Origin of the sequence: Caulobacter ginsengisoli (assembly GCF_030814835.1) — a bacterium.
Taxonomy (GTDB): domain Bacteria; phylum Pseudomonadota; class Alphaproteobacteria; order Caulobacterales; family Caulobacteraceae; genus Caulobacter; species Caulobacter ginsengisoli.
Genome location: NZ_JAUSVS010000002.1, coordinates 336430 through 348495, shown reverse-complemented (window position 1 = coordinate 348495; position 12066 = coordinate 336430). Strand labels below are relative to the sequence as shown.

Genomic DNA, 12066 nt, shown 5'->3' with positions numbered 1-12066 from the left:
GACCACAGTCCAAGGGATTTTCACCATGCGCCGTCCTCTCGCTCCGGTCTTCGCCGCCCTGGCCCTGGCCACCTCGGCCCAGGCCGCCAACCCGCCCGGCGCTCCCGCCGTCGTCGAGGCGCTCGACCAGGCCTGCTCGATCTATGTGCTGTCGGGCGACTACGACGGCTACATCGCCAAGGCGGAGTCCCTGGAGTTCAAGGACTTCTTCGGGACGCGGGTGCGGCGCACCAGCGGCGTCGACATGTTCATCATCTCGGCCACGGCGGATGCGCCGGACAAACGCCGATGCACCGTCGCCCTGGACGGACCGCCGGCCCTGGCCGAGCCGATGCCGGCCGCCGTCGCCGCCTGGGCCAAGACCCGCGGCTTCAAGCCCGACGGCAAGCCGACCCAGAAGACGAACGACGAGGGCAAGCCCTATGTCCGTACTGGGTGGAAGGCCCCCAAAGGCAGCCTGGAGATGAACGTCTTCGGCGTCGACGCCAAGGGCCGGGTCAATGTGGTGGTGACCTGGACGACCCGGGACTAGGGCTTCGGCACCACCGTCTTGCCGATCGGGGCCAGGGCGACGAGGGCCAGCTGGACATCCTTGAAGGCGAAGGGAATGCCGATGATGCTGACCGCCTCGGGAATGGCGATCAGCACGTGGCTTAGCGCGATGTGCCAGCCGCCCAGGATGAACCACAGCACATTGAGCACGCAGCCGACCGGGCCGGTGCCCAGGTCGTGCTGGCCGGTGACCTCGCTGCGGTCGACGATGTCCTTGCCGAACGGGAAATAGGCGAAGCCGGCGATCCGCCAGGCCGCGCCGGTATAGGGCAGGCCGATCACGGTGATGGCCATCAGCGCTCCGCCCAGAATCCACAGCGTGCCGGAGATCCAGCCGCCGAAGATGAACCACAGGATGTTGAGGAGCAGGGTCAAGGCAGGTGATTCCTATCGGGGTCGCGCTAAGGTGGGTGGTGATGAACGCCCCTGCAAAGAAAATCGGGACCCTGGGCCTGGACTTCAAGCGGGATGGCGCGGTTTTCCATCCCGCCGCCCTGGATGCGGCGACGGTGGCGGCGCTGCGCAGCCTGGATATCGAGCGCGCCGGCGTCCGGCTGAGCGGCGAGGCGCTGGCAGGCCGGCTCGCGGCGGCAACCGGCATCGCGGAGACCTTGCTGGGCCCTGGCGCAAGGCCGGTTCGGGCCGTGATGTTCGACAAGACCGCCGCCGACAACTGGATGGTGGCCTGGCACCAGGACCGCACCGTCTGCGTCCGGGAACGCCTTGAGACCCCGGGCTTCGGCCCCTGGTCGGTCAAGCACGGCCTGACCCACGTCGCTCCGCCCATCGATGTGCTGGAGGCCATGGTCACCCTGCGTCTGCATCTGGACGACTGCGGCCCGGACAACGCCCCGCTGCAGGCGGCCCTGGGCTCGCACCGGCTGGGCCGAGTGGCGGCAAGCGACGCCGCGGGACGGGCCCTGACCCATCCCATCCTGGAATGCCTGGCCGCCAGCGGCGACGTCTGGGCCTATTCGACGCCGATCCTGCACGCCTCGGCCCGGGCCAGGGTCCCGGCTCGGCGGCGTGTGCTGCAGCTGGACTATGCCGCCTTCGACCTGCCCGGCGGCCTGCAATGGCTGGGGCTGGCGACATGAGCGTGCAGATCGTCCGGGTCGAGGGCGCCCTGCCCGAAGGCTTCCCGGCCCTGCGCGCCCAGGCCGAAGCCGAAGGCGTGCGCAACATGAGCGCCCTGGCGGCGCAGTGGGTGGAGACTGAGAACCCCTTCCGCGACCCCGGCGCCCTCTTCGCCGCCTTCGCCGAGGGCGAGTTGGTCGGCCTCGGCGGGGTGACGCCGCAGCCTGGCCTGGACCGGCCGGCCATGCGCATGCGCCGGCTCTACGTGGCGCCGTCAGCACGGCGACTGGGCGTGGGACGGATGCTGGCCGCGGCGATGATGCAGCAGGGGCTTCAGGCCGCCGACCTGCTGGTTTCCAATGCGCAGGCTACGGCCGCGGCGCCGCCTTTCTGGGAGGCGATGGGGTTCGCGCAAGCCCCGGAAGGGATGGGGTTCAGCCACTGGATGGGCGACGGGATCGCGAAATTGAGTTAGGCTTGGGTATGGGCAAGGCTGAGCTCAAGATCGAGATCGACGCGGACCTGCTGGAGACTGCCAGACAGGCTGGCATGCCGCTCGAACTCGTGGTGGAGGACGGCCTCAGGCGCGCCCTGGCTCATCATGCCGACCTCGTCAGCCCTTCGAGATTGTCAGAGGGAATGGGTGAAGAGCGCGCGAAGCAATGGGCGAGCGACAACGCCGAGGCCATTGCGGAGTTCAATCAACGTGTCGCCGAACGCGGTCTGATCAGCGCCGAGTGGCGGCGCTGGTAGCGTGCGTCAATTCGATTTCTATGAAAATCCGTTCGCTTCGAGCCGGGCTATAGCGCCCTATCTGATCGTTCTTTCCTCTCATTTGATGCGCCAGACCGATGTCGTCATCGCAGCGCCATTGGTCAGAGATCGCCAAAGACAGATTGAAGAGATCGAGGTTCGCCTGCATGTGCGGGATGAGGATTTGATCCTTTCGCTGGCCGATATGGGCGGATTGGAAGCCAAGGTCCTCTAACGGCGTGTCGGCTCGCTGCTGGAGCATGAGGACGCGATCCGGCGCGGCATCAGCCGCGTCTTCACCGGTTTCTGAGCGTCTCCACGACCGACCAGACCGGCGCCACGGCCAAGTCCTCCAAATCCATCTCCCGCAATATCTCCACCCGCCCCTCCCCTGACGGCCGGGGCGCGCTGAGCGCCGGGTCGCTGTCGGCGGAAAACAGGACCAACGACGGGCAACCGCCGGCGGCGATGACGTGCATGGGGCCGGTGTCGTTGCCGACGGCCAGCGCCGCGGCGCGGGCGAGGTCGGCGATGTCGCCGAGTTTGGTCTTGCCGACCAGGACCACGGCGCTCGGCTCGGAGGCCCGGATGATCTCCGCCAGCCCGGCCTCGTCGGGGCCGTGGCCAAGGACGACGGGCGTAATCCCCTCCCTCGCCAGCCTCGCCGCCAGTTCGCCATAGCGTTCGGCCGGCCAGCGCTTGGCGGGCCGGTGCGGGGCGCCGCCGGGGACCAGCAGGGCGTAGGGGCTCTGCAGATCGAAACCGCCCTCCCCCTTCAGCCAGGAGACGTCCGGCGGCGGCGTCTGCGGGATACCGGCGACAGCCAGCTGGTTGCGCTGGCTGTCCTGGATGTGCAGCCGGTCGCGCTCGGGCCCGGCGTAGCGGAACTTCGCGCCCGGGGCGTTGCCGGACCAGTCGGGGCGTCGCGGCCAGAGCAGCTGGAAATAGCGGATGGTGCGGCTCTGGGTCTGCAGGTCGTAGACCCGGTCGAACCGGGCCCCGCGCAGGCGGCTCAGCAGCCGCCAGACGGCCGGCAGGTCGCTCCAGTCAGGGCGGCCGTCGCTCCAGACCTCGTCGAACCAGCCGGTGGCCTGGCCCATGGCCACGTAGGGGCCGGTGGTCAGCAGGGTGATGTGGGCGTCCGGATGCGCCGCGTGGATGGCCTTCATGGGGCCGCTGGCCTGGACGAAGTCGCCCAGGGCGGAAAGCTTGATCACCAGGATGCGTTGCGGCGCCATCGGCGCTGGCTATCAGATCGCGCCGGCCAGGGCGATCCTGTGCGAGAGCGGGCAGTCGAGGCTGTAGCGGAAGCCCTCGGGGTGGAAGTCGAGACTGGCCTTGCCGCCCACATCGCGCGGCAGGCCCCGCTCGATCAGCCGCTGGCCGAAACCGGGGGTGCGCAGGTTCGGAACCGGCGGCCCGTCCAGCTCGCGCCAGTCCAGCACCAGCCGCTCGTCCTCGATCCGCCAGGTCAGCGCCGCCTGTCCCCCGGAAGGACCCAACGCGCCGTGGCGCACGGCGTTGTCGGCCAGTTCGTGTAGGGCCATCATCATGCTGACCGCCGTCTCGGAGGCCAGGCGGATCGGCGGCCCCTCGAAGCTCACCCGCCCTTCCAGGCCCTCGCCCAACCCCGCCACGGCGGCGCGGGCCACCAGGCCCAGGTCGGCCTTCTGCCAGTCGTGCTCGCCCAGCAGCTCATGGATGCGCGACAGGGCCATGATCCGGCCACTGAAAGCCTGGTTGAAGGCCGCGGGGGTGGACGCGCGACCCATGGTCTGGTTGGCGATGGCCAGGCTGGCGGCCAGGTTGTTCTTCACCCGGTGATTCAGCTCGCGGACCAGGGCGTTGCGCACCGCCAGGGCCGATTCCAGCGACCCTAGCAGGGTGACATTGGCCAGGGCCGTCGCCGTGGCCCGGGCGATCAGGGCCAGGTTGGCGATCTCCTCATCGCTCGGCCGCCGCACCTCCGACCAATAGGCGCCGATCGCGGCGATGGGTTCTTCGGGCCGCACGGGGGTCATCACCAGGCTTCGCACGAAGGTGGGGCGATAGGCGTCGTGGGGAATGCGGTCGTCGAGATAGATGTCCTCGATCACCACCGTCTGGCGGTTCAGCATCGCCCAGCCGGAGATGCAGGCGCTCATCGGAAACTTCAGGCCCTTCCAGAGCGGCCCGATGGCGTCTTCATCCAGGTAGTGGCACTGGTCGCCGTCGCGCAGGACGATGGTCACGCCATCGGCGCCGGACAGGTGCCGGGCGGCCGAGCGGACCACGGCGGCGACGTCCTCGACCTGCCGCGCCGAGGCCAAGGCCTCGATGGCGGACACCAAGGTGTCGAGCGAAGACACGGGGTCGGTCGTTCCGCCTGCAAGCCCGGTCAAGCCGCGTCTCCGCCTGTTGCCAGAGACCAACCTATCACCCGCCAGTTGCGGAGAAAATCTTAAGCCCGGCGGCTCACGGCGAAATCAGCCAGGTCGGCCAGAGCGTCACGCCATTGCCCGGCGGCCATGGCGTGCAGCGCCGTCTTGGCCTGTTCGGCGAAATCGGCGGCCAGGTCCAGGGTGGCGTCCAGCGCCCCGGAACTGACGATCAGGTCGCGGGCCCGGCGGAAGTCGGCCTCGGACTGGTCCTTCTGGCCGATGGTGCGATCCCAGAAGGCCGCCTCCTCGGCGCCGGTGCGGGCGATGGCCAGCAGCAGCGGCAGGGTGGCCTTGCCTTCCCGGAAATCGTCGCCGGCGTTCTTGCCGAGCGTCTCGGTGGCGCCGCCATAGTCGAGGGCGTCGTCGGCCAGCTGGAAGGCCAGGCCCAGGTTCAGGCCATAGGAGCGCATGGCCCGGCGCTGCTGGTCGCTGGCCCCGGCCGACACGGCGCCGGACTCGGCGGCGGCGGCGAACAGCTCGGCGGTTTTGGCCCGGATGATTTCCAGATAAACGTCCTGGCCCAGGTTCAGGTCATGGGCCCGGGTCAGCTGCAGCACCTCGCCCTCGGCGATGACGCCGCTGGCCTTGGCCAGGATGTCCAGCGCGGCCAGCGAGCCGGCCTCGACCATCAGCTCGAACGAGCGGGCGAACAGATAATCCCCGACCAGTACGCTGGAGGGCGCGCCCCAGATCAGGTGGGCGGCGACCTTGCCGCGGCGCAGCTGCGAGGAATCGACTACGTCGTCATGCAAGAGCGTGGCGGTGTGGATGAACTCGACCGCCGCCGCCAGCTTCAGGCAGGCGTCGTCGCGGGCGCCGGCCAGGCGGGCCGAGGCCACCGTCAGCAGCGGCCGCAGCCGTTTGCCGCCGGCGTTGATCAGGTGATCGGCCAGGGCGGGAATGGTCGCCACCGGGCTCTGCATGCGGTTGGCGATGATCCGGTCGACCTGGCGCATGTCGGCCGTTCCCAGCCGCACCAAAGCGTCAACCGAACCCGCCGGACGGACTATGGCCGCTCTCGCTGCGTCCAAGACCCTCGAACTCCTGACAGGCCGAATGACGACCATCGCCGTTGCGGCGCCTGCTCATGGCGGGATAGGTCAGGGGACGAGCGAGCACAAGGCCGGATGAGCAACTCATGAGCATCAGTGAGGACGGCCTGATGAACGGGCAGCTCAAGCTGCGCCAGCCGGCCCGCGGCTATCGGGCCGGCCTGGACGCAGCGCTGCTGGCCGCGGCCTGCGACGCCGGGGCCGGCGAGCGGGTGCTGGAGGCCGGCTGCGGCCCCGGCGGGGCGCTGCTGGCGGCGGCCTGGCGGTCGCCGCAGGCGCGGTTCGTCGGGATGGAGCGCGACGCCGAAGCACTGGACCTGGCCCGGCAGAACATCACGCTGAACGGCCTTGAGGATCGGGTCGAGGCGCTGGCCGGTGACGTGCAGTCGCCGTTCAAGGCCCTGAACCTGCCGGTCTTCGACAAGGTGATGGCCAACCCGCCCTTCTTCGACGACCCCGCCGCCCTGAAGGCCCCCGATCCCGCCAAGACCGGGGCCTGGATGGCCGACGGCGGCCTGGCGGCCTGGACCGGCTTCCTGGTCAAGGCGGTGCGCGAGGGCGGCCAGATCCTGATCATCCACCGGGCCGACCGGCTGGCCGATATCCTCGGCCTGCTGGCCCCCAAGGCCGGCTCGTTCCGCATCCGGCCGATCCATCCCTTCGCGGAGGCGCCGGCCAAGCGGGTGCTGGTTCAGGCGACCAAGACCGGCAAGGCGCCGCTGGTCCTCCTGCCGCCGCTGGTCCTGCATGACGCCGAGGGCGGCAAGCACACGGCGCGAGTCGAGGCGATCCTGCGGGGCGAGGCCGGCCTGGCCTGGGATTAGTCCTGATATTCGCCCAGCGCCTCGAGGCAGAGCTGCAGCCCCGTCAGGTCGCGCAACGGATCGTCGGTCAGCACCACGAACAGCCGCCGCGACTCCGCCCACAGCATCAGGCTCTCGGGCAGGCCGAAATCCTCGATCATGCAGCCGTCGGGATCGCGCCAGGAGCCGTCGGATTCCAGCCGGGCCCCGACATGGGAGGCGATGCGGTCGCGCAGTTCGCCGTCATCCTCTTCGGTGATGTTCAGCCAGGCGAACACCGGCCGGCCCAGGCCGGCGATGAAACCGGCCTCGAAGGCGGCGGCGGGGTCGGCGGTGGGGCCGCGGAACGGGGTCAGGTTGATCAGGCCCGCGTCGGCCCGGCGCATGCGCGAGACCCGCTCGGCATAGATTTCGCGGGCCCTGACCTCGGTCAGGTCCGGCCCCTCGATGGGGTCGGCCTTGAGTAGGTCGAAGCCCATGGCCTGGCAGAGGGCGATCTGCAGCAGGCTGTGTTCACCGGCGTCCGGCAGGGTGTTCTCCGGGCCGGCCAGGTAGAGGGTTTGGATGCGCTTTGCCACACCCCCTACCTAATGATCCCCGGCCACCCCGGCTAGCTTCAGACTCTAGTTCACCGCCTTATCCACCAGCTTGTTCTTGGCGATCCACGGCATCATGCCGCGCAGGCGCTCACCCACCGCCTCGATCTCATGCTCGGCGGTGCGGCGGCGGGTGGCCTTGAAGCTGGGCTGGCCGGCGGCGCATTCGGTCATCCAGTCGCGGACAAAGCGGCCCGACTGGATGTCCTCCAGGATCCGCTTCATCTCGGCCTTGGTGTCCGGGGTCACGACGCGCGGACCGGAGACGTATTCGCCATACTCGGCGGTGTTGCTGATCGAGTAGTTCATGTTGGCGATGCCGCCTTCATAGATCAGGTCGACGATCAGCTTCACCTCGTGCAGGCACTCGAAATAGGCCATCTCGGGGGCGTAGCCCGCCTCGACCAGGGTCTCGAAGCCGGCCCGGATCAGCTCGACCACGCCGCCGCACAGCACCGCCTGCTCGCCGAACAGATCGGTCTCGCATTCCTCGCGGAAGTTGGTCTCGATTATCCCTGAGCGCCCGCCGCCGATGGCGCTGGCATAGGCCAGGCCCAGGTCCAGCGCCCCGCCGGTGGCGTCCTGATGGACGGCGATCAGGCAGGGCACGCCGCCGCCCTTCTGATATTCCCCGCGCACGGTGTGGCCGGGACCCTTGGGGGCGACCATCAGCACGTCGATGCTGGCCTTGGGCTCGATCAGCCGGAAATGGACGTTCAGGCCGTGGGCGAACAGCAGGGCGGCGCCATCGCGGATATTGGGGGCGATGTCGTTGTTGTAGATGTCGCGCTGCAGCTCGTCGGGGGCCAGGATCATGAGGGCGTCGGCCCAGCCGGCGGCGTCGGCCACGCTCATCACCTTCAGGCCGTCGGCCTCGACCTTCTTGGCGGTGTCGGAGCCGGGGCGCAGGGCCACCACGACGTTCTTGGCGCCGGAGTCCTTGAGGTTGAGGGCGTGGGCCCGGCCTTGGCTGCCATAGCCTACAATGGCGATCTTCCGGTCCAGGATGCGGGCGATGTCGGCGTCGCGGTCGTAGTAGACGCGCATGATTGTGTCTCCGGACTGGTCGTTTACGCTGCACCCGCGCAACGGCAGTGCAGCAAAGGCCGGGCCATGGAGCGGAATTTTGCGCGGCCGTCAAGATCGGGGAGCCGCGTGGCGCCATGAAAAAGGGCCCCGGCGTCGCCGCCGAGGCCCTCATTCCATCTGGGATCGATCCTACCAGAAGATGCCGTAATAGACGGTCAGCACGCGGCCGGTCCAGATATCGACCAGCAGGGCGTCGTTGCCGACCCGCACCCACTCCGTCCCGATCGGGGGCGTGGGCAGGCCATACTCCCAGTAGTTCAGGTAGTAGTTCGAGGTGAACCAGCCCCAGGGCAGGATGTCGTTGTAGTACCAGGTCCGCACATAATAGTTGCGCGGCGCGTAGTAGCGCGGCAGGTGGTAGCGCCGGGCCGGCCGATAGCTCGGACGCCATTGCCGCTGGTCGTACCAGCGCCGGTTGCGGTCGCGGTCGCGCATCTGACGCCCATCGCCAGGACGCCCGTTCCATTGGCCGCCCCGACCATCGCGTCCGTCACGGCCGTCCCACTGGCCGCCGCGACCGTCACGATCGCGATCGCCGTCCCAGCGTCCGCCGCGGGGGCCGCCTTGCTGGCCGCCCTGGCCGCCCTGACCGCCGCCATTCCATTGGCCGCCGCCTTGACCACCTTGGCCTTGACCGCCGCCCCACTGGCCGCCGCCCTGACCACCTTGGCCCTGACCGCCGCCCCATTGGCCGCCGCCTTGGCCGCCGCGCGGACCACGGGGACCGCCGCCGCCTTGACCGCCGCCCTGGCCACCTTGACCGCCGCCATTCCACTGGCCGCCGCCCTGGCCGCCTTGACCGCCCTGGCCGCCGCGCGGACCGCGAGGACCGCCGCTCCATTGGCCGCCGCCTTGGCCGCCCTGGCCGCCGGCGCCCTGGCCGCCCTGACCACCTTGGCCGCCGCCACCGCCGCCGCCTTGGCCGCCACCGCCGCCGCGCGGACCGCGCTGGCCGCCGCCCTGGCCGCTACCGCGCGGGCCGACTTGCGGGCCCTTGGGCGGGGGCGCCGGGGGCGGGCTCTGGGCCTGTCCGGATTGTGGAGCCGTCGTGGTGTTGTCGCGCCAGTTGCCTTCGCCGCGCGGGGCCGCATTAGCCGAGGCCCCCGCCATCAGCGCCAGCACGGCGGTTGCCGTGATCAGACGTTTCATCTCTCTTCTCCTGGAGCCGCCCCGACGGTCGGCCCTGCTCTTGTCCCTTGAAATGGTGATTGCGCTTTTCATTGTGAACCGAACTTGAACGATTTGAGCGACGGATTGGGCGGGACTATGCGTAACGCGAAGCGGGGGGCGAGGAGGCGGTCATGGCGGCGGTTCCCAACGATGTTGTCGGCTTCTGGACCAGCGCCGGACCCAAGAAGTGGTTCGCCAAGAACGACGCCTTCGACCAGGCCATCCGCCTGAAGTTCGAGGCCACCCATTTCGCCGCCGCCCAAGGCAGGTACGACGCCTGGCGCTCCACGGCGGAGGGGGCTCTGGCCCTGCTGATCCTGCTGGATCAGTTCCCGCGCAACCTGTTCCGGGGCAGCGCCCATGCCTTCGCCACCGACCCCCTGGCCCGGCAGATCGCCCGGGCCGCCACCCAGGACGACCTGGATCTTGGCGTCGAGCCCAGCCTGCGGCCGTTCTTCTACCTGCCGTTCGAGCATTCCGAGCTGATGGCCGACCAGGACCTGTCGGTGCGGCTCTGCGAGGCTCATCGCGACCGCACCGGCGACGCCGAGACGCTGAAATGGGCGGTGATGCACCGCGACATTATCGAGAAATTCGGCCGCTTCCCGCACCGCAATCGGGCGCTGGGCCGCGAGACCACCGCCGAGGAGCAGGCCTTCCTGGATGAGGGCGGCTTCGCCGGCTGACGGTCTATTCGCTTCTGGTGCGGTTGCTGTCTGTGTCGAGCAGACGGTCGGCGTTACGCCGCCGGTCTTCCTGCAGCTTCTTCCACTCCTCGCGGGTGTGGCAGATTTTGCGGGTGAAGAGAGTGCCGGCCTGGGGTTCCTTGACACAGACCACTCGGTTGGGGTCATCCGGCGCAGCCGGCGCTGGAGCAGCGGCGGGGGCGGCGGCTAGGACGGCCGGGGCCGCCGGTGCGGTGGCGGCTGGATCATCGCCCACCGAAAACAGAAGCAACGCGAACCAAATCACCATGACGTCTTCCCCCTAACCTTCTGACCAGGCTTTCCGGCATGTTCAGCCAGGACGGCCGGGCAGACAAGCGGCTCGAAGTTGTGGATGATTCGCCGCAGGCTGTTCGCGACCGGCGAATATCGCGCGAATCGCGGGTATCCTCCGCGCATCGACTCCCTTGGACGAGCGCCGTGAACGCCATCGCCCCCGTTATCGCCGCGCCACCCCACGCCGCCCCGGACCATCCGGAGCGGCAGTATCTGGGCCTGCTGGCCGACATCATGGCCAATGGCGTCGAGCGGGGCGACCGCACGGGCGTGGGCACGCTGGGGGTCTTCGGCCGGCAGATGCGCTTCGACCTGGCCCAGGGCTTTCCGCTGCTGACCACCAAGAAGCTGCATCTGAAGTCGATCATCATCGAACTGCTGTGGTTCCTGCGCGGCGAGACCAATGTCCGCTGGCTCAAGGACCGGGGCGTCAGCATCTGGGACGAATGGGCCGACGCCGAAGGCGAACTGGGCCCCGTCTACGGCAAGCAGTGGCGCAGCTGGACCGCGCCGGACGGCCGGGTCATCGACCAGATCTCGGCCCTGATCGAGAGCCTCAAGACCAACCCCAACAGCCGCCGCCACATCGTCAGCGCCTGGAACCCGGCGGATGTCGACGACATGGCCCTGCCGCCCTGCCACTGCCTGTTCCAGTTCTTCGTCGCCGACGGCAAGCTCTCCTGCCAGCTCTACCAGCGCAGCGCCGACGTTTTCTTAGGGGTGCCGTTCAACATCGCCAGCTACGCCCTGCTGACCCTGATGGTCGCCCAGGTGGTGGGCCTGAAGCCCGGCGAGTTCGTGCACAGCTTCGGCGACGCCCACCTCTATCTGAACCACCTGGACCAGGCGAAGGAGCAGCTTCGGCGCGAGCCCTACGCCTTCCCGACCATGACCCTGTCGCCGCGTAGCGACCTGTTCGCGTTCGAATACGAGGACTTCAAGCTCGAGGGCTATCAGGCCCACCCCGGCATCAAGGCGCCGATCGCGGTTTGAGCCATCCCATCCTCACCCTCGGCCCGGTCGCCCGCGGCCGCAATGGCGTCATCGGGCGGGATGGCGACCTGCCCTGGCGGCTGAAGTCGGACATGCAGCTGTTCAAGGAGCTGACCTTCGGCAAGCCGGTGATCATGGGCCGCAAGACCTGGGACAGCCTGCATGTCCGCCCGCTGAAGGGCCGCATGAACATCGTGCTGTCCCGCGACGGCTCGTTCGAGCCGCACGGGGCCGTGGTCTGTGAGGACTTCTCCGAGGCCATCCAGATCGGCCGCGAGCAGGCCGAGGATGACGGGGTCGACGAGGTCTGCGTGATCGGCGGGGCGGCTCTGTTCGCCATGGCCCTGCCCAAGGCCAGGCGGATCTACATCTCGGAGATCGACATGGCCCCCGAGGGTGATGTCCGCCTGCCCGACTTCGACGAAGCCGGCTGGACCGAGGTTCGCCGCGATTTCCACCCCGCCGGCGAGGGCGACGACTGCGACTGGACTTTTCGGGTGCTGGAGCGCCGCTAGGCTCTTGCGTTGCCTCTGGGTCAGCGGGTTCAATTCCGGCCAACG

18 protein-coding genes are annotated in these 12066 nt (G+C 69.1%); 10 read left to right on the top strand and 8 right to left on the bottom strand.

Features of this window, described 5'->3' with window-relative positions; genetic code table 11:
- The first annotated feature begins 25 nt into the window (after positions 1–25).
- Positions 26–532 carry a hypothetical protein gene (locus QO010_RS06930; protein WP_307347697.1) on the top strand — a complete coding sequence of 169 codons (507 nt, stop codon included), beginning with the start codon at positions 26–28 and terminating at the stop codon, positions 530–532.
- Here the strand turns inward: QO010_RS06930 and QO010_RS06925 are convergent.
- Positions 529–927: a YccF domain-containing protein gene (locus tag QO010_RS06925; RefSeq protein ID WP_307347695.1), complete on the bottom strand. Its 399-nt coding sequence runs from the start codon at positions 925–927 to the stop codon at positions 529–531. The two genes, QO010_RS06930 and QO010_RS06925, sit on opposite strands and share 4 nt — an antisense overlap.
- Positions 928–968: 41 nt before the next feature.
- On the opposite strand from QO010_RS06925, the gene QO010_RS06920 reads away from it, so the two are divergent.
- The 4 genes from QO010_RS06920 to QO010_RS06905 are packed head-to-tail and all read left to right on the top strand — an operon-like array spanning position 969 to position 2617.
- Positions 969–1649, top strand: a complete 681-nt coding sequence (locus QO010_RS06920) for a phytanoyl-CoA dioxygenase family protein (RefSeq protein WP_307347694.1) — start codon at positions 969–971, stop codon at positions 1647–1649.
- On the top strand, positions 1646–2104 hold the full coding sequence (locus QO010_RS06915; RefSeq protein WP_307347692.1) for a GNAT family N-acetyltransferase: 459 nt from the start codon (positions 1646–1648) through the stop codon (positions 2102–2104). The genes QO010_RS06920 and QO010_RS06915 overlap by 4 nt, the downstream gene beginning before the upstream one ends.
- Positions 2105–2112: 8 nt before the next feature.
- Positions 2113–2382: a type II toxin-antitoxin system CcdA family antitoxin gene (locus QO010_RS06910; RefSeq protein ID WP_307347690.1), complete on the top strand. Its 270-nt coding sequence runs from the start codon at positions 2113–2115 to the stop codon at positions 2380–2382.
- Position 2383: 1 nt separating this feature from the next.
- Positions 2384–2617, top strand: coding sequence for a CcdB family protein (locus QO010_RS06905; RefSeq protein ID WP_307347688.1), 234 nt, complete (start codon positions 2384–2386; stop codon positions 2615–2617).
- 61 nt (positions 2618–2678) lie between these two features.
- Here the strand turns inward: QO010_RS06905 and QO010_RS06900 are convergent, their stop codons facing one another.
- From QO010_RS06900 to QO010_RS06890, 3 genes are read right to left on the bottom strand one after another with little or no spacing between them, the layout of a single operon-like run.
- Positions 2679–3620: a glycosyltransferase family 9 protein gene (locus QO010_RS06900; protein ID WP_307347686.1), complete on the bottom strand. Its 942-nt coding sequence runs from the start codon at positions 3618–3620 to the stop codon at positions 2679–2681.
- 12 nt (positions 3621–3632) lie between these two features.
- Entirely contained in the window at positions 3633–4763 is a 1131-nt protein-coding gene (locus tag QO010_RS06895; RefSeq protein WP_307347685.1) for a sensor histidine kinase, read from the bottom strand.
- 59 nt (positions 4764–4822) lie between these two features.
- Positions 4823–5833 (bottom strand): polyprenyl synthetase family protein, encoded by a 1011-nt coding sequence (locus QO010_RS06890; RefSeq protein ID WP_307347683.1) that lies wholly within the window; start codon positions 5831–5833, stop codon positions 4823–4825.
- A gap of 107 nt (positions 5834–5940) precedes the next feature.
- On the opposite strand from QO010_RS06890, the gene QO010_RS06885 reads away from it, so the two are divergent.
- On the top strand, positions 5941–6678 hold the full coding sequence (locus QO010_RS06885; protein WP_307347681.1) for a tRNA1(Val) (adenine(37)-N6)-methyltransferase: 738 nt from the start codon (positions 5941–5943) through the stop codon (positions 6676–6678).
- On the opposite strand, the gene QO010_RS06880 is transcribed toward QO010_RS06885, so the two are convergent.
- From QO010_RS06880 to QO010_RS06870, 3 genes are all read right to left on the bottom strand, one after another.
- A complete protein-coding gene (locus tag QO010_RS06880) occupies positions 6675–7235 on the bottom strand; it encodes a nucleoside 2-deoxyribosyltransferase (protein WP_307347650.1) in 561 nt (186 codons plus the stop codon). The genes QO010_RS06885 and QO010_RS06880 overlap by 4 nt on opposite strands.
- A gap of 45 nt (positions 7236–7280) precedes the next feature.
- Positions 7281–8300: a ketol-acid reductoisomerase gene (gene ilvC, locus QO010_RS06875; RefSeq protein WP_307347648.1), complete on the bottom strand. Its 1020-nt coding sequence runs from the start codon at positions 8298–8300 to the stop codon at positions 7281–7283.
- 171 nt (positions 8301–8471) lie between these two features.
- Complete coding sequence (locus QO010_RS06870) at positions 8472–8777, bottom strand: RcnB family protein (protein ID WP_307347646.1); 306 nt, start codon at positions 8775–8777, stop codon at positions 8472–8474.
- A gap of 30 nt (positions 8778–8807) precedes the next feature.
- On the opposite strand from QO010_RS06870, the gene QO010_RS06865 reads away from it, so the two are divergent.
- Positions 8808–9542, top strand: coding sequence for a hypothetical protein (locus QO010_RS06865; RefSeq protein WP_307347644.1), 735 nt, complete (start codon positions 8808–8810; stop codon positions 9540–9542).
- Positions 9543–9643: 101 nt separating this feature from the next.
- Entirely contained in the window at positions 9644–10198 is a 555-nt protein-coding gene (locus tag QO010_RS06860; RefSeq protein WP_307347642.1) for a DUF924 family protein, read from the top strand.
- Positions 10199–10202: 4 nt separating this feature from the next.
- Here QO010_RS06860 and QO010_RS06855 read toward each other — a convergent pair whose 3' ends face one another.
- The gene (locus QO010_RS06855; protein ID WP_307347641.1) at positions 10203–10487 is read right to left on the bottom strand and encodes a hypothetical protein; all 285 of its coding nucleotides are present in this window, start codon (positions 10485–10487) and stop codon (positions 10203–10205) included.
- Between the two features lie 179 nt (positions 10488–10666).
- Here QO010_RS06855 and QO010_RS06850 point away from each other — a divergent pair, with 179 nt between their 5' ends.
- On the top strand, positions 10667–11506 hold the full coding sequence (locus QO010_RS06850) for a thymidylate synthase (RefSeq protein WP_307348632.1): 840 nt from the start codon (positions 10667–10669) through the stop codon (positions 11504–11506).
- Entirely contained in the window at positions 11503–12021 is a 519-nt protein-coding gene (locus QO010_RS06845) for a dihydrofolate reductase (RefSeq protein ID WP_307347639.1), read from the top strand. The genes QO010_RS06850 and QO010_RS06845 overlap by 4 nt, the downstream gene beginning before the upstream one ends.
- Positions 12022–12066: the final 45 nt, after the last annotated feature.

What these genes read in the sequence shown, in the direction of transcription:
- QO010_RS06930 (WP_307347697.1), top strand. Translation starts at nt 26, where the DNA reads ATGCGCCGTCCTCTCGCTCCGGTCTTCGCCGCCCTGGCCCTGGCCACC.
- QO010_RS06920 (WP_307347694.1), top strand. Translation starts at nt 969, where the DNA reads ATGAACGCCCCTGCAAAGAAAATCGGGACCCTGGGCCTGGACTTCAAG.
- QO010_RS06915 (WP_307347692.1), top strand. Translation starts at nt 1,646, where the DNA reads ATGAGCGTGCAGATCGTCCGGGTCGAGGGCGCCCTGCCCGAAGGCTTC.
- QO010_RS06910 (WP_307347690.1), top strand. Translation starts at nt 2,113, where the DNA reads ATGGGCAAGGCTGAGCTCAAGATCGAGATCGACGCGGACCTGCTGGAG.
- QO010_RS06900 (WP_307347686.1), bottom strand. Translation starts at nt 3,620, where the DNA reads ATGGCGCCGCAACGCATCCTGGTGATCAAGCTTTCCGCCCTGGGCGAC.
- QO010_RS06885 (WP_307347681.1), top strand. Translation starts at nt 5,941, where the DNA reads ATGAGCATCAGTGAGGACGGCCTGATGAACGGGCAGCTCAAGCTGCGC.
- ilvC (WP_307347648.1), bottom strand. Translation starts at nt 8,300, where the DNA reads ATGCGCGTCTACTACGACCGCGACGCCGACATCGCCCGCATCCTGGAC.
- QO010_RS06870 (WP_307347646.1), bottom strand. Translation starts at nt 8,777, where the DNA reads ATGCGCGACCGCGACCGCAACCGGCGCTGGTACGACCAGCGGCAATGG.
- QO010_RS06860 (WP_307347642.1), top strand. Translation starts at nt 9,644, where the DNA reads ATGGCGGCGGTTCCCAACGATGTTGTCGGCTTCTGGACCAGCGCCGGA.
- QO010_RS06855 (WP_307347641.1), bottom strand. Translation starts at nt 10,487, where the DNA reads ATGGTGATTTGGTTCGCGTTGCTTCTGTTTTCGGTGGGCGATGATCCA.